At 55.6% G+C, this 16,273-nt stretch carries 15 protein-coding genes; 6 read left to right on the top strand and 9 right to left on the bottom strand.

Annotated features, from left to right (window positions below):
* The first annotated feature begins 1 nt into the window (after position 1).
* From MPN23_RS15710 to hydF, 4 genes are all read left to right on the top strand, one after another.
* Positions 2–340, top strand: coding sequence for an iron hydrogenase small subunit (locus MPN23_RS15710; protein ID WP_243545155.1), 339 nt, complete (start codon positions 2–4; stop codon positions 338–340).
* Between the two features lie 395 nt (positions 341–735).
* Positions 736–978: a TM1266 family iron-only hydrogenase system putative regulator gene (locus MPN23_RS15705; RefSeq protein WP_243545154.1), complete on the top strand. Its 243-nt coding sequence runs from the start codon at positions 736–738 to the stop codon at positions 976–978.
* 55 nt (positions 979–1,033) lie between these two features.
* Entirely contained in the window at positions 1,034–2,059 is a 1,026-nt protein-coding gene (locus tag MPN23_RS15700; protein WP_243545153.1) for a biotin synthase BioB, read from the top strand.
* The gene (gene hydF / locus MPN23_RS15695; RefSeq protein WP_243545152.1) at positions 1,977–3,188 is read left to right on the top strand and encodes a [FeFe] hydrogenase H-cluster maturation GTPase HydF; all 1,212 of its coding nucleotides are present in this window, start codon (positions 1,977–1,979) and stop codon (positions 3,186–3,188) included. Before MPN23_RS15700 ends, hydF begins: the two co-directional genes overlap by 83 nt.
* 23 nt (positions 3,189–3,211) lie before the next feature.
* On the opposite strand, the gene MPN23_RS15690 is transcribed toward hydF, so the two are convergent.
* Positions 3,212–3,952 carry an SGNH/GDSL hydrolase family protein gene (locus tag MPN23_RS15690; protein ID WP_243545151.1) on the bottom strand — a complete coding sequence of 247 codons (741 nt, stop codon included), beginning with the start codon at positions 3,950–3,952 and terminating at the stop codon, positions 3,212–3,214.
* Positions 3,953–4,393: 441 nt separating this feature from the next.
* Here MPN23_RS15690 and MPN23_RS15685 point away from each other — a divergent pair, with 441 nt between their 5' ends.
* Positions 4,394–4,660: an RNA recognition motif domain-containing protein gene (locus MPN23_RS15685; RefSeq protein WP_243545150.1), complete on the top strand. Its 267-nt coding sequence runs from the start codon at positions 4,394–4,396 to the stop codon at positions 4,658–4,660.
* Positions 4,661–4,748: 88 nt separating this feature from the next.
* On the opposite strand, the gene katG is transcribed toward MPN23_RS15685, so the two are convergent.
* On the bottom strand, positions 4,749–6,944 hold the full coding sequence (gene katG, locus MPN23_RS15680) for a catalase/peroxidase HPI (RefSeq protein WP_243545149.1): 2,196 nt from the start codon (positions 6,942–6,944) through the stop codon (positions 4,749–4,751).
* 445 nt (positions 6,945–7,389) lie between these two features.
* Between katG and MPN23_RS15675 the strand changes: the two genes are divergently transcribed.
* On the top strand, positions 7,390–8,076 hold the full coding sequence (locus MPN23_RS15675; protein WP_243545148.1) for a class I SAM-dependent methyltransferase: 687 nt from the start codon (positions 7,390–7,392) through the stop codon (positions 8,074–8,076).
* A 134-nt stretch (positions 8,077–8,210) separates the two neighbouring features.
* Here MPN23_RS15675 and MPN23_RS15670 read toward each other — a convergent pair whose 3' ends face one another.
* The 7 genes from MPN23_RS15670 to MPN23_RS15640 all read right to left on the bottom strand — a co-directional run bounded on the left by MPN23_RS15670 (position 8,211) and on the right by MPN23_RS15640 (position 15,747).
* Complete coding sequence (locus MPN23_RS15670; protein ID WP_243545147.1) at positions 8,211–8,936, bottom strand: TetR family transcriptional regulator; 726 nt, start codon at positions 8,934–8,936, stop codon at positions 8,211–8,213.
* Between the two features lie 383 nt (positions 8,937–9,319).
* Positions 9,320–10,867 carry an AMP-binding protein gene (locus tag MPN23_RS15665; protein WP_243545146.1) on the bottom strand — a complete coding sequence of 516 codons (1,548 nt, stop codon included), beginning with the start codon at positions 10,865–10,867 and terminating at the stop codon, positions 9,320–9,322.
* A gap of 122 nt (positions 10,868–10,989) precedes the next feature.
* The gene (locus MPN23_RS15660; RefSeq protein WP_243545145.1) at positions 10,990–11,766 is read right to left on the bottom strand and encodes an electron transfer flavoprotein subunit alpha/FixB family protein; all 777 of its coding nucleotides are present in this window, start codon (positions 11,764–11,766) and stop codon (positions 10,990–10,992) included.
* A 287-nt stretch (positions 11,767–12,053) separates the two neighbouring features.
* Positions 12,054–12,803 (bottom strand): putative electron transfer flavoprotein FixA, encoded by a 750-nt coding sequence (fixA, locus tag MPN23_RS15655; RefSeq protein ID WP_243545144.1) that lies wholly within the window; start codon positions 12,801–12,803, stop codon positions 12,054–12,056.
* 217 nt (positions 12,804–13,020) lie between these two features.
* Positions 13,021–13,446 carry a MaoC family dehydratase gene (locus tag MPN23_RS15650; RefSeq protein WP_243545143.1) on the bottom strand — a complete coding sequence of 142 codons (426 nt, stop codon included), beginning with the start codon at positions 13,444–13,446 and terminating at the stop codon, positions 13,021–13,023.
* Between the two features lie 79 nt (positions 13,447–13,525).
* The gene (locus MPN23_RS15645; protein WP_243545142.1) at positions 13,526–14,143 is read right to left on the bottom strand and encodes an MBL fold metallo-hydrolase; all 618 of its coding nucleotides are present in this window, start codon (positions 14,141–14,143) and stop codon (positions 13,526–13,528) included.
* A 77-nt stretch (positions 14,144–14,220) separates the two neighbouring features.
* Positions 14,221–15,747, bottom strand: coding sequence for a BCCT family transporter (locus MPN23_RS15640; protein WP_243545141.1), 1,527 nt, complete (start codon positions 15,745–15,747; stop codon positions 14,221–14,223).
* Positions 15,748–16,273 lie beyond the last annotated feature (526 nt).

Genomic DNA, 16,273 nt, shown 5'->3' with positions numbered 1-16,273 from the left:
CATGAAAATGAACAGACGCGGATTCATCAAGGCCTGCGGCATCATGGCCGGATATGCCGTACTCGGACTGAACACGGTCAGGACCGCCGCTGCCGACGTCATGAACTTCGTGGCCCAGCGCCAGAAGTCCGTGTACGACGCCGACGCGAATTCCGGAATATACAAGTACAGGAAGTCCCAGGACAATCCCATGATCAAGAAGATATACGATCACAAGGACGGCTTCCTGCATGAAGGCCCCTGCGGCCACATGTCCCACCACCTGCTGCACACGCATTACGTTGATCGCAGTGCCAGGGTGGCTGCCCTCAAGGACAAGGGATTCAAGTTCAACCTCTAACAGCACCCCTGTCTCCTGCGGCGAGGACCCATCTGATCCAAGGGCGACATTTTCCGACCACATCCGATCCAGCAGAAAGCCCCCTTTTTCCCGGCTCCATGGCCATCTCTTACCACACGTTTTTCGTAATACTATTTTTAAAAAGTTATCCATTTTGTACAACCATTCCTTGACTCGTATTACGAATTCCCGTAATACTTGCCCCCGGAACACCTCCTACCGGAGAAATTCTGCCTGCGGGAAGGGTTGGCCTGAACCCCAGGGTGGAGCCATCTGGGCCCTCCCCTTTTGCAGGCAGGATCGACACCCGGAAGCTCCCTCCACCTCACTGAAAGACCGGACATCAAGGCTGCAACGCCTTTTTCGGCACCATTCCGAAAAGAAAGGACAGGCGCGTGGAAAAACGACTCGGCATCATCGGCATCATCATCAAGGACAGGAACAAGGCGGCCAATACCGTGAATTCCATCCTCAGCGATCACAGCGACATGATCGTCGGCAGGATGGGGCTGCCCTTCAAGGAACGGGGCGTGAACATCATCGACCTGATCATCGAAGCCACCACGGACGAAGTCGGCGCACTCACCGGCAAGCTCGGCATGCTCGACGGCGTACGGGTCAAGTCCCTTCTGGTCTGAAAAAACGCCAGCACACCACGAAACAGGCCGGGGTGGCCCGGCAGGCAAGAATCTCATGACGAAACACGACATTCTCGCCTCCCTTATGGGAGCCAACGACTCGGCGCTGTTCACCCGCGCGGACCGGATCAGGCAGGATGGCTTTGGCAACAAGGTTGCCATCCGGGCCATCGTGGACTTCTCCAACATATGCGACGGGGAATGCGGCTATTGCGGCCTGCGTGCCCCGAACAGCGCCCTGTGGCGCTACCGCATGACGCCCGACACGATCATGGATTCCGTGGACCGGGCCGTTGCCGGAGGAGCCGAGACCGTGGTGCTCAGGTCCGGGAAGGACACGGGCTGCGATGCCGCCTCTGTGGCCGCGCTTGTCCGCCGAATCAAGGATCGACACGATGTGGCCGTGACCCTTTCCCTCGGGGACAGGGGGCTGGAGGAATACCGGCTGTGGCGGGACAATGGTGCGGATCGCTGCATTGTGAAGCTGGAGACATCGGACCCGCGCCGCTTCAAGCGCATTCACCACGGAGAGGATTTCGCGGCCCGGCTGCACAGGGTGGAACGGCTTCACGGCATGGGCTATGAAATCGGGTCCGGCGTGATTGCGGACCTGCCCGAAACAGGTCCGCTGGACGCATTGCGCGACATCCTCTTTCTCACCGAGCTGGACCTCGACATCATTGCAGTAGGGCCGTTCGTGCCGGATCGGGACACGCCGCTCGGCAGACAGCGTCCCGGCTCGGTCAAGCTTTCCCACAGAATGACCGCCCTGCTGCGCATCCTCAATCCCCAGTCGAACATTCCGGCCGCATCCGCATTGGAGACTCTGGCTCCGGGCAGCCGGGCACAGGCCCTGCACCGGGGATGCAACGTGCTCACTCCCGTGCTGACGCCCGAAGACCTTCAACAGAATGATGCGCTGGAAAACGCGAAACAAACCATCCTTTCGGCCGGATTCGTCCCGTCACCCGCAAAGGGATTTTCACCCAGGAGCAACCATGTCGGACAAAGCGCCCAGAGGGATCAGGCTGGTCATCACCCTTGCCGGGCGGCGGAATGCGGGCAAATCCTCGCTGATTAACGCCCTGACCGGACAGGAAACCGCGATAGTCTCGGACATGCCGGGCACCACGACGGACCCGGTGGCCAGGCACTACGAACTGCTTCCGCTCGGTCCGGTGACGTTCTACGACACCGCCGGGCTGGACGATGCCGGGAAACTGGGCGAACTGCGCGTCAAGGCAACGCGGAAGATACTCGCAAGAACCGATGTCGTGGTGATCGTGATGGGCGAGGCCGGTTTCGAGGTACAGGACCAACGCATCCTGAATCAGGCCGGGGAACTGGGCATTCGCATGGTCGCGGCATTCAACAAGAGCGATCTGCGCGGCCCCACGGCCCGGGAACTGGAATTCTTCCGGAAACGCGACATTCCCTGCATCCCGGTCTCGGCCCTGACCGGGAACAATGTGGACGCCCTGAAGCAGGCGATCATGGATGCGGCTCCGCCGGAGTCCTCCGGGGAGCAGATTCTTGTCCGCGACCTCTTCGACAAGGGGGACTGGGTCGTATGCGTGGTGCCCATCGATGCCTCGGCGCCCAAGGGCAGACTGATCCTGCCGCAGGTTCAGGTGCTGCGGGACATACTGGACCGGAATGCCTTTGCGGTCACGGCAAAGGAGCATGAACTGGACAAGGTGCTGGCCGGACTGAACCGCAAGCCCGCGCTGGTTGTCACGGATTCCCAGGTCGTGCGCGAAGTGGCGGAAATCGTGCCCCGGGACATTCCCCTGACCACGTTTTCCACACTGTTCGCCCGGTACAAGGGCGACCTGCCCGGCCTGATACGCGGCGCCGAAGCCATTGATTCGCTTGCGGACGGCGACGCCGTGCTCATTGGCGAGGCCTGTTCGCATCACGCCATGGACGACGATATCGGCAGGGTCAGAATTCCCCGGTGGATGACTCGATACACGGGCAGGGACCTGCAATTCGAGCTGTATTCAGGCCATGACTTCCCGGACGATCTGGAACGGTTCAAGCTGGTGGTCCACTGCGGAGCCTGCATGCTCAATCGGACGGAAATGCTGCGCCGCATCCGGGAATGCGGACGACGCGGCGTCCCGGTGACGAATTACGGGGTAGCCATTTCCAAACTGCAAGGCGTGCTGGACAGGATCATCGCCCCGTTCGGCCCCGAGACAGCCTGAGCCGCCCCGCGCCTCACCGAAACCTATCTGCCCGACTCGCGCCCAAGCTCCTCCAGCGCGGCCTGCGCAAAAATCCGATGCATGGCCGTCATGGGATGCCAGTCGTCCCACCACATGTACCCGTCCGCCTCGGGAAAGGCATAGGTGCCGTTCCACGGCTCGGACAATCTGGTGAAACGCCCCTGCTCCACTGCGCATTCAAAGACGTCCCACGCCTTGACGCGATGCAGCGTCACTTCGGGATGACGATGGGCAAACCCGTCGGAAGCGAACAGCGCAGGTTCCAGAAGCGCGTTGATGTCATGCACCTTTTTCAGGACGATCTCCCTGCATGCCGCATATTCTCCAGCATAGGCAGGTGCATGGGTAATGTTCGGCACATTGGATACGAGCAGATGGCGCACGCCCTTGTCCACGAGCCGCTCCAGTGCAATGACGCTGTTTTCCACCACGTTTTCCGTGCTGCCGCTGCCGTCGTAGATGTCGTTGATGCCGATCAGCACGGTGCACAAGGTGTCTCCCAGCTCCCCCTGCGGCTTGAAATTTTGCACCTGCCAGTTCAGGCCCGACCAGTCCTTCGGTCCGGAGGCATTGCCCAGACCGCTTTGCGCTCCGCACCAGGCCCGGTCCTCGAGCTCCACGCCCAGCATGTCCGCCAGATGCTCCACCCACACCTTGCCATTGCTCAGCCGGTTGTATCCACACCCATTTGAAAAGCCGTTGTCCGAAAAACTGTCACCAAAAGCCACTATCCGTTTCACCATTTCAACATCTTCCCCAATGGTCCTGAAAAAGGGTTTCGATTCTCTTGACGCTTCAGAGACATTCGTCCTTGACCTTGCGGCGAATTACACTCACCGGACAGCTTCCGCAAGACATTCCCACACGGTTTCCGGGTCGGGCAACACCACTTCCCGACGCGAGCCCGCAAAAAGTTTATCAGTCAACAGACTGAAAATACGTACTTTTCTGAAAACACATCTCAAAAAAATCATTTTTTCTGAAAATAGATATTGACTTCCAAACAACATTAGTGGACTAGTAGCGCATCACCAGCGGCACCCGTGAAGGCGCGGTCAGAATGTGGCCAGTGCTGGTTGAAATGAAAACATGTATATCAGGACGTCTTGCACGTATCTTATGCACGACGTCCTTTTTGTTTAGTGCACGGGCGCTATTTCTCACATTTTTTAGGAGTATTTTGAATGTCCAAGAATCTTTATGTCGGCAATTTGTCCTGGTCCACTACTGAAGACGAAGTGCGCGCTGCTTTTGAAGCTTTTGGTGAAGTCACTTCCGTCAAGCTCATCGAGGACCGCGAAACCGGTCGCCCCCGCGGTTTCGGTTTTGTCGAGATGGACGATGCCGGCGCTCGCGAAGCCATTTCCAACCTGGACGGCAAGGAGCTCGGCGGCCGCAACCTCAAGGTCAACGAAGCCCGCCCCCGCGAAGAGCGCCGCCCCCGCTGGTAGCTTTCGCCCCAAGTCCTGAACAAGGCACATCAACGCCCATCTCCGTTACGGAGATGGGCGTTTTTCATTGTGCGCAAGCCGCCTGCCGTCAGGCAGAATCGAATCTGTCCAGATGCATGACTTTGGCCCAGGCCGCCACGAAGTCGTTCACGAACTTGCCGTGCGAATCCGAGCAGGCATAAACCTCGGCAACAGCGCGCAGCTGCGAATTGGAGCCGAACACAAGATCGATCCGTGACCCGGTCCAACGAAGCCGCCCGGTTGCCCGGTCACGCCCTTCAAACCGATTTTCATTGCCCGGCACAGGGCGCCACTCCGTGCCCATGTCGAGCAGGTTCACGAAGAAATCATTGGAAAGCGTTCCGGGCCGATCCGTAAACACGCCGAGTTCCGACTGGCCAAAATTGGCGTTCAGCACGCGCATGCCACCGACCAGCACCGTCATTTCCGGCGCCGTCAGGGTCAGAAGCTGCGCCCGATCCACCATGAGTTCCTCGGCCGAGACCGAAAACGGTCTCTTCAGATAATTGCGGAATCCGTCCGCAGCCGGTTCCAGCACGGCAAAGGACTCCACGTCGGTCTGCTCCTGCAACGCATCGGTTCGCCCGGGCGCAAACGGCACGGTCACGTCGAATCCCGCCCTTTTCGCCGCATCTTCCACTGCGGCACATCCGCCAAGCACGATCAGATCGGCCAGGGAAACCCTTTTCCCGTCTGCCTGCGCGTTGTTGAACTCCGCCTGCAGCACTTCGAATTTCCTGAGCACGGTCTCAAGCCGGGCGGGTTCGTTCACGTCCCAATCCTTTTGCGGGGCAAGCCGGATGCGCGCACCATTGGCGCCGCCCCGCTTGTCCGAACCGCGAAACGTGGATGCGGACGCCCATGCCGTGGAAACCAGATCGGCAACCGACAGTCCGGATGCAAGAATTCGGACCTTGAGTCCGACCACATCCTTTTCGTCAATCAGCGCATGGTCCACTGCGGGCAACGGGTCCTGCCAGATAAGTTCCTCGACCGGGACCAGTTTGCCCAGATAACGGGAACGCGGCCCCATGTCGCGATGGGTCAGCTTGAACCATGCCCGGGCAAAGGCATCCGCAAATTCATCGGGATTCTCGAGAAAACGCCGGGCTATCGGTTCATAAACGGAATCGTATCGCAGGGACAGGTCCGCCGTGGTCATCATGGGCCTGTGCCGTCTGGACGGATCGTGCGCATCCACGACCATGTCTTCCTCTTCCACATCCATGGCCAGCCACTGATTGGCCCCGGCCGGGCTCTTCACCAGCTCCCACTCGTACTTGAAAAGCACCTTGAGATAGCCCATGTCCCACGTGGTCGGACGAGGCTTCCATGCGCCCTCGATGCCACTGCCGATGGTATCGCCGCCCTTGCCGCTGCCGAAGCTGCTCTTCCAGCCGAGCCCCTGCTCCTCAAGCGCAGCAGCTTCCGGTTCCGGGCCGACATGCGCGGCATCGCCAGCACCGTGGCATTTGCCGAACGTATGTCCGCCAGCCACGAGCGCCACGGTCTCCTCGTCATTCATGGCCATGCGGGCAAAGGTTTCGCGCACGTCGCGCCCCGACGCCACGGGATCGGGATTGCCGTTCGGCCCCTCGGGATTCACGTAGATCAGCCCCATCTGCACGGCGGCAAGCGGGTTGTCCAATTCCCGTTCCCCCTTGTAGCGTTCGTCGCCGAGCCAGGTATCCTCGGAGCCCCAGTAGATATCCTTTTCCGGTTCCCAGACATCCTCGCGCCCGCCGGCAAAGCCGAACGGCTTCAATCCCATGGACTCGATGGCACAGGTCCCGGCCAGCACCAGAAGATCGGCCCACGAGATTTTCCGACCGTACTTCTGCTTGATCGGCCAGAGCAGCCTGCGCGCCTTGTCCAGATTGACGTTGTCCGGCCAACTGTTGAGCGGAGCCAGCCGCTGACTCCCGGACCCGGCCCCGCCGCGTCCGTCACCAACGCGATACGTGCCCGCGCTGTGCCACGCCATGCGGATGAACAGAGGACCGTAATGTCCGTAGTCCGCAGGCCACCATTCCTGCGAATCGGTCATGAGATCGAACAGGTCCTGTTTCAGGGCCTCAAGGTCGAGCTTCCCGAATTCGACGGCATACTTGAATTCCTCTCCCATGGGATTCGTTTTGGAAGACTGCTGGTGCAGAATGTCCAGATTCAACTGATTCGGCCACCAATCCCGATTCGATGTCCCGCCACCGGCGATCTGGCGACCGGGCTGTCCAGTCACCGGGCACTTTCTTTCGTCGCTCATGCTGCTTCCTGCCTTGCTGAGATTATGCTCTCCTCCTTTGCACAGGAAAAAGAGTCGTAGTTCCCTTATGGCACGACGATCCGACACAAGTCACGAAATATGGGACAAATCTCAGAAGAAGCGGGATGGGAAGAATTCCAGAGGCACAAAGGCTTCTGTCGACCGGGAAGTTCGCACGCCCCTGAGCGACAGGCTGTACGCCGTGCCACGGACAGTGCTCCGGGCTGACAGCGGAAACGGATTCAAGGGGCATTGGGCGTGCTGTTCCGATTCAAGGCCAGCCCCCGTAAGGACACGGAGGCCCGAGAACAGGAACCGCTGCGGTACATCCCACAAGGTCTGCCTCCTTTCCCGTGGGGTTCAAGCCGATCGGACAATCCACACCTTCCCAATGGCCTCACAGAGGCCTTTTGTACTTCTCCCGATATTCCTGTACGATTTCTCAATGATCAGGGATTGCCACAATGACATCCGCAGGAATCTTTTCAACCGATCTGATTTCAAGGGGAAAAGAATACTCGAGATCGGGTGCGGCGCAGGCGCGGTCACCAGAAGCTATGTGGACAACGCACGATTCGCTGTCGGCATCGAGCCGGACTTTGACGCGATATGCAAAGGGGCTGAAACGGTTCCCGACGCCTTCTTCATTTGCGGTTCGGGCATGAACCTGCCATTGGCATCCGGCTGCTTCGACATCGTCCTCTTCACCTTGTCGCTCCATCACCACCCGGACTGCCTTGCGGCCCTTGTCGAGGCACGACGAACCATGACCCGTGACGGACTGATCCTCGTCCTTGAACCGGCAATGGAAAGTGAAATTCAAAGGTTCTGCGGGATATTCGAAAACGAGGATCACCGGCTCATGGCCGTGGAAGACGCGCTTGCCCGGTGTCCCCTTGAAACAATTTCAAGAGAGGTCTTCACAACTCACTGGATGTTCACGAATTTTGCCGATGCTGCCAACTATGCCTTCACGTATTACAACCACCCGCCCGATGAAGACAAACGCAAATCCCTACGCGATTTTCTCGGCCCGAAAGCGCATGACGCCCCCATCATGATGACGGACACGCTTCGCCTGACATGTCTCAGGCTTCCCGGCCAGCCCCCTTCTGGTCGGCCTTCGTCCTGAGGGGCCGTCTTTCAATGATCGGCGTCGGAATTGCCGAAATTCATGCCTGCCCGCGACAACGGCGGCAACGGAATGCGAAACGGATGCAACACATGGTTCGGGGGACAGGGGGACATCGAAAGCCGGACTCCGGTTCACCCTGCTGCGGAAGGCTGGTCCCAGCGTTTCCTGGCCCTTGCCAGCAGGCCCTGCTTTTCCGGCAGCACGTAACGACTCATGAGCTGGAAAAAATACTTCATGATCAGGGCGACAGCAGTGTCCTTGTTTAGATTGCCGCTACGCACGTCCTGCAGAATGGATTTGAAAAGCCGAAGACTCACATCGAGATAATCCGCAGCGCGCTCATCCGTGAAAAAGCCTTCTTCCACGCAACAGGTCAGCATATCGCGATTGCATGCAGACATGTTGTTGATGTTGAGCACCTTGTTGAACGGAGCGGACCATTCCCGCGCCACTTTTCCCGGGAACAGATCATAATACTGATATGTGTATTCCTCGATTTTTTCACGGCTGAGCGTGAAAAAGATCAGTTCATACACCTCGGGATGGGCAAATGCGAACTCCGAAAAGCATTTGCAGACAGCCACATGCCCCTCAAGGGAATTGTCACACCCTTCCAGATAGCCTGACAAGGCGGCGTGATAGTCATCCAGACAGCTCATGGTTGCCAGAAAGACCAGATGGGGCAAGCTGTCGAAATAGTTGTACAGCGTTGCACTGGCATATCCGGCAAGATGCGCGGCCCTGCGAATCGTCACAGCGGCAATGCCCTCCTGCTCGACGATCTCTCTGGCCGCTTCAACAAAATACGTAATGGTACGCCGCTGCTTGAGCTTCGACCTGTCCTGAGATGTTTGCATGGCGTCTACAGCACCTTTTTCCGTCTTCAAGTATGCGTTCACCACGTGACGACATCCCCACCACCTGAACGCTTTCCGCAGGATTCAGGTCAAGGAAATCCCCCACGTGTCGGGGCGGATATCGCGCAGGGCAGGATGTCCCCGAATCAGGGATCGGGTCGCCATGAACAATCATGGCACAGCTGGGAAATCCGTTTTCGTGCGCCGGCGGGACGAGCGATCATGCCACGTCCCTGTCACGGTCGACAGGCTGGTCAGGACTACGTTGGGGCCTCTGGGGAAGGAGGAGGCCTTCCCCAGAGGCAAGGCAGGGCAAAGCAGGATAGGCTCTACTTCCCAAAGTTCCTTGCGGACGAATTCAACGCATCGGGTTTCATCAACTCCTACCAGTCCCTCACCAGATTCTTCCTGATCTTCCCGGTACACGTATGCGGGAAATCATCAACAACGGAAAAAAAGGAGGGAATCTTGAAACTCGCCAAATGCTGAGCACAGAAATCCTGCAACTCCTGCGTGTTCAAAGCCTTTCCGGGATTGAACTTGACGAAAGCCTTAACGGCCTGATCCCTGATCGGATCGGGAATGCCCACAACCGCAGCCTCTTCAATGAACTCATGAGCAGTCAGAACCTTTTCGATCTCACTGGCCGAGATGTTCTCTCCGGACCTCTTGATAAGGTTGTTTTTTCTGTCGACGAAATACAGCCAGCCCTCGTCATCAAGATACCCCTTGTCTCCGGTGTGCATCCACAGATCTTCGTCGTAGAGCAGATTCGTCTGCTCTTCATTCCTGTAGTACCCGGGGATGAGCGTCCTGCCTCTTTCTCCCCTGATGCAGATTTCTCCGATTTCATGCGCTGGAACCGGTCGATTCTCATCATCAACAATCCGAAGCTGATACGGATCGTAGATTTTGCCCACAGACGGCCATTTGGCTTCTCCGGTCTTGAAGTCGGCGACATTGCAGACCACGGTCTCGGTCATGCCGTAGCAGTTGAACAGGCGCACATTGAAACGTTTTTCAAAGGCTTCCTTTTCCTCCGTGGACAGGCACAGGGAAAAATACGCAAGCCGAACGTCATGGTCCCTTTCTTCGGCGACTTCCGGCTGAAGCATGGTGGTACGGGCAATCATGGGAATCAATTCGATTATGGTCGCCCGATGGTGACGAATCTTTGCCCAAAAGGCCCTCGCGCTGTAGCGTTCCTGCGCAATGACCGTCGCTTTCCGGGTAATGGTCGGCAAAATGGCTATCGCCTGCCAATCGATATGAAAACAGGGGAAAACCGTGAAAAACCTGTCGTCATGCTGCAACCCCATCTGGTCGGCATGGAACTCTCCGGCAAAAACGAGATTGTAGTGGTTGAAAATTGCCCCTTTGGGATTTGAGGTCGTTCCCGAAGTGAACAGGATTTCCGCGGGATCATCGGAAAAGACGTCCCTCTTCTCCTTCAGTTCGGTCGGCTGTTTTTCCATGCATTCCCGAAAATTGAGGTAGCCTTCCTTTTCTTCGTCCGAGCGGGTGAGAATCCTGGTCAGGGGTGCAAAGAATTCATCATCGTAAATGGGGACGAAATCGGATTCCGTCAGCACACAGTTCACGTCGCACTGGTCGATGATAAAACGGCATTCCCTGCTTGTATAATTGCAGTTGAGTGGCACCATGACAGCACCGATTCGCAGCAGGGCAAACCAGATGATCAGAAACTCCGGCGAGCTATGCATATGGACAGCAACCTTGTCTCCCTTCCGGATGTTCAAATCAAGAAAGAAATTGCTGGCCTGAACAGTCTTGCTGTACAGTTCTCCGTATGTATATTGGGATGTATGGCCGTCTTTGGATTCATAAATGATGAATACCTTGTCTCCATCCTTCAGCAAGCAGTCATCCCACAGTGCATTGATGCTTTCATGACAAATTTGCGTGTTCATTATTCCACCCAACACATTGTTAACGTTTCGTAGCATCCGATTTGCAAAATTCATGAGACAAGCAGGTTCGACCATGGAGAGAGACACGCTTGCCTCCATGGCCAAACCTGCATTTCATTCGTTTACTTCAGCTTCTCGATCAGCAGGGGGAGAATCTGGTAGATGTCTCCGACAAGTCCCAGATCGCAGGAATTGAAGATCGGAGCGCGCTCGTCCTTGTTGATCGCGACGATCTTCTTTGCCTGGTTGATGCCGACCATGTGCTGAACCTGACCGGATACGCACAGGGCGATGATCAGCTCGGGTTTCAGGATGATGCCCGTCACACCGATGTACACGGACTTCGGCAGCCATCCGTTGTTTTCCGCAACAGGACGGGAGCAACCGAGTTCCGCACCAAGCAGGCTGGCCAGTTCACGGCACATCTCGACGTCCTTTTCCTCCTTGAAGCCACGGCCCATGTCCACGACCTTTTTGGCCATGGCGATGTTGGAGGAAACGCCTTCCTTGGCCTGCGTCTCGACCTTCCTGATCCTGGTATCGGCGGCGCTCATGGTCTCGACGGCAGCGTCCGGGGAAGCCTGTCCGTCACTGACCTCGAAAATACCGGCGCTGCAGGTCACGACAGCGGTTTTGGCAGTCAGCTTCTGCGTTCTGAATGCGGCTCCGCCGTAGACCATTCTCCTGGTGGTTTCCTCATTCAGCTCGGAAATGCCGGAGATGACGCAGGTGTCGAGATACGCACCGAGCTTGCCCGCCAGCAGCCTTCCGCGCGTGGAGTTGCTCAGCAGGACGAGCTCAGGAGCTTGCGCCTGCAGCAGATCGGCGATCACGCGAGCATTGTCTTCGATGATGCCGGATTCAGGGGCCCTGAAAATTATAGATCTTCTCCGGGCCATAGGATGCTGCAACCGACTGGAGCTGCTCATCGAAAACGACAACGGAAAATTTCGAGCCCAATTTGGAAGCCCCGCAGGAGAGTTCCTGGAGGCTCGACTGTGTATCGGCAATTATGAAAATATTCGTGTACGACATAAAAAAATCTCCATTTGATTTTTGAGGTTCTTCAAGTCGAGCGTGGCAAGCTGTATGAAACGGCTGAAACCGGCTCCACTGAAGCACGCTGTGCTGTTCCCCTCGGAATGCCGGAACAGCAGCGAATGGCAACTGCTTGAAGGACGAGCCTCTAGCTGTTCAGGAACTGGATGAGGGCTTCGACCATTTCCTCGGGCTCGCCCTTGACGATCTTCTGTTGCCTGTCCCGCTGAACCGGAGCCAGATCGCTCACGACTTCGCTGTACTCGGAGATAGAGGAGATATCGGCGGAAAGCTCGTTCACCGGCTTTTTGCCAGCGGCCATGATGTCCCTCATTCCGGGAATGGTGGGGGTATTGATTTCCGAAGTCACGGAAAGCACGGCCGGCACGGGCAGCTCGAGAATTTCCACCTCGTTTTCCAGCATCCGCTCCACCTTGAGACCGGCTTCGCACTCTTCAATGGCATTGACTTCATTCAGGACCGGGAGATCGAGCAGCGCACCGACCTGATTGCCGGTCTGCTGGGAATAGATGTCGGAGGAACCGGTGCCGAACAGAAGCAGGTCGAACGAACCCATTTCCTTCAATGCTTCGGCAATCGCCTTGGCAGTGATCAGGGAATCGCTCAGCTTCTTGTCGGTAACAACGATGTTCAGCTCATCCGCACCACGGGAAAGGATGTCCTTGCGAATTTTCGTCTTGGAAAGGGCGTCGCCACCGATGGTCAGAACTTTCATCTTGCCACCAGTCTTCTTTGCCAGCTGCTTTCCTGCTTCCATGGCATTCAGATCATACTGACCGATTTTCCATTGGACTTTGTCGAAAGAAAGCTCATTATTGGGCAAAGTCACGATGTCTTGTTCCTCTGGGACAACTTTTATGCAAGCAATAATATCCATATTATTATCCTTAACTCTCTATTTTTATTTCAGCTTGATGTCAGCAGACTTCATCCCTTGCCCCAGGAGTTTTCCTTGGCCATGGAATTTGACTCAAGCAAATTACAGTGCGTTGTTGACTGCAAAAAAAATGGATAATGAAAGGCACATCCTGCCAAACAATCGGAGTATGTGCCTTTCATACATCCATTTTCACAGCATAAACAGCTAGACGTATCTAGTCGTCAGTCCGGGCAAGGCAGACAGCATCGCCAACAGCAACAGTGTCGCCATTCTGATTGACGCATTTCGTGTCAATGAAGAGCCTGTTCCTGTCCACCTTGATTTCCTTGACGGTACCGGTCGCGGTGATGGTGTCTCCGGCAAAGACAGGGGCGGTGTATTTGATGCTCAACTTTGCATCGATGCCGCCGCTGACGAGCTCGGACAGCATTCCGGAAATCATGCAGTCGAGGTACACGCCGTGAGCAATGCATTTGCCGTAGATGGTGGTCTTGGCATACTCGGGGTCGGTGTGGATCGGGTCATGGTCGTCAATCACATCTGCAAAAGCGGCCAGCTTCTCTGCAGTAATATCCTTGGTGATGCTTGCAGTGTCGTTGACCTTGAACTCTTCGATGGTCTTTCCCAGCTTTTCAGACATGTCGTATTCCTCTTTTTTCTGAATTAAACCTGCAAAATCTGCATACTGACAGATTCATGATTCCACTGTTGCCAAAATTCTATCGTATGAACGGATTGAACCGTCTTTCGTAGCCAACAGTCGTTTCCGGACCATGTCCGGGATAGAGTTTCGTGGCGTCCGGCATCGTCAGGATGACATCATGAATCGATGCCATGAGGGCGTCGTAGTCACCACCAGGCAAATCGTGTCTGCCGACCGCACCATGAAAAACCACATCACCGACAAATGCGAACGACAGCTCCGGGAAGTGCAGGACGACGCTTCCGGGGGTATGGCCGGGAGCGAGCATGACTTCACATTTTTCCTGCAAGAAATGTTTGGTGCCGGTCAGCAGGGGCTCATGCACTATCGGGCCGCAGGATTTCGAATACATGCACTCTTCCCACGTTTCGATTTCCTGACTGATAAGCACTTCATCGTCGGGATGAATGTAGATTTTTGCACCGGTGATTTGCGAAAGCCGCGTTGCTCCGTAAAAATGATCGAGATGCGTATGCGTGATAAGTATGTGCGTTACTTCCAACTGCTCGTTGGCGAGAGTTTCGAGCAACGGCTCGCAATCGTCGCCTGGATCAATGACAACTGCCTCATGTCCTTTCGACAGAAGATAGCAATTGGTCTCATAGGCACTGACCTGAAATGATCTGATCTGCATTCTGACTCCCTTTGATCTCTGTACAGAGTCTACGAAGCGATTGTTCTTCGTAGACTCTGTTTTTAATTGGGTGGAGGTTAAGACAAGTACTTATCCCAATTTTTGATATCCTTGAAAAAGGCGAACAGGACGATCAATGAAATCACAAAGGTTGGGTATCCTGCCCACACCATCGCGTTTTTCACGGTCTGCAATCCGCCAATATACAGGAATGCTATGGACAACACGCAGGTCACGACGCACCAGAACAGACGGGTGAACTTGGACGGATCCTCATCTGCAGGAAGGTTCGGCTGAGAAACAAGCGCATTGCCGTACACGGCGCTCTGAATGAAGGTCCATCCGGAGATGAATGCATAGATCAGCAGAAGGACCATGATGACATTGGAGAAAGGCAACGTTGAAATTACATACGTAATGGCCTGATAGGGATCCTGCTCGATCATGGCCTTGTACTGCGCCGGATCGCCAAGATAGGTCTCCAGAGCGTAGTTGCCCATGGTCCAGAAGAAGATCGCGCAGCCCACGGCACTCGCAAGAACAATGCCCAGAACGCACTCGCGGACAGTACGGCCCTTGCAGAGCTTGCTGTAGAACTGAGCGGCGCCCAGAACGGATGCAATGAAGAACATTGCGTAGAAGATGGTCCAGGACTGGGACCAGCTGCTCGTGTTCAGGCTCATGACCACGAAGTTCTGCAGCCACAGAGCCGTGGAGGAGACGGTGTTGTTGCAGGCCTGTCCGGTGTCGCCAACCAGGAAGATGAACAGCGCGATGCCGAAGAACATGTACAGTCGGGCATTACTGATGAAGGTCATGCCTTTTTTCAGGCCGGTGTACATGGCTATGGTCATGCACGCGACAACTGCGATGAGAATGGCGGTATCAAGCTCCAGCGTATGCTCGACGCCGAAGATCTTGCTGAAGAAGGTACTGATGATAGGCACACTGACAGCCAGAGAATATCCTGCGTTGGAAAAAATGATTCCGACGAGGAAGATGCAGTCAATGGCTTTGCCAAGAGGACCATTCGCCCGCTCTTCACCGAGAAGACTCGCACAAGCGGCGCTGACACGAGAGGTGTCCTTTTTTCTGACAAAGAGCAGGAAGGCGAAAGCGATGCCCATCATGGCGTACGGCGCAAAACCGAGGATGCCCCAATGGAAGATCGGGTAGGCAACACCCCACCTGATAGCTTCTTCGGAAAACGGCTCGATTCCAAACGGCGGACCAGCAATGTAGTAGTAGAACTCGATGAAGACCCAGTAGACGATACTTGCGGACGAACTGTACGCAAAAAGCATCGCATAAAATGAAAATGTGCTGGAATCCGGCTTTTCGTTGCCGAATCGCTTGTTCGCATATTTTCCGAAAGAGAAATACAAGCACAACAAAACGCATCCGAATTCAAAAACCAGAAGCATCCAGCCGAAGTTCTGATTCATGAACTGAAAAGATGCAGTCATGAACGCATTCATTCCTTCAGGGTTCATGAAGATCGCCAGCGCAAAACCCAAAACCATAAGAATTGCCGGGACAGTTACCCAGTAATCAATACTGCGATCGATCACTTCACCTGAAGTCTCGGAGACTTTATTAGCCATCTCGCTTTCCTTTTTTGTAACCTGTTCAGGAAGATACCTTACAACAAATTCCTCTACAGCCCTCTGCCATATCCCAGTACATCAATTTTCTCTGGCTACTGCTTAAAAGAAACGTATAGGGACAAAATTCACATGCTTCTCTAGCAACAAAAGGGCCAAACAGTATTTTCCCATTAAAAATCAGTATGTTAGCATATTATTTCGGAGTAGCTCAGGTTGAAGATCTGCTCGGGCCCGTGCTTTTGTCTTCTTGGAGTTTACGCTTTGGATGGGCCGCGCGACCCTTGATTTTCCGGCATGCCCCCCCCTGCTCCGGTCAGACGGCAAAAGCGCCCCACACAGGCCGGGGCGCTCCCAAAAGAACTCTGACTCAGAGGGGGGGTACAAAACGGACGGACTCACCCAACGTCCATCGAAGAATCCGAAAAATTCCTCAATGACGCGCCGAGTGAGTCCGGTTGGCAAGCCTGGCGAATCAATGGGTCGCCGAGTTGCAGGCGCTTTTGGCCTGCATGGCCTTGAATCA

The organism is Pseudodesulfovibrio tunisiensis (assembly GCF_022809775.1).
Lineage (GTDB): Bacteria > Desulfobacterota > Desulfovibrionia > Desulfovibrionales > Desulfovibrionaceae > Pseudodesulfovibrio > Pseudodesulfovibrio tunisiensis.
Note: the sequence above shows the minus strand (reverse complement) of the source record. Positions and strands in the feature narration are given on the sequence as shown.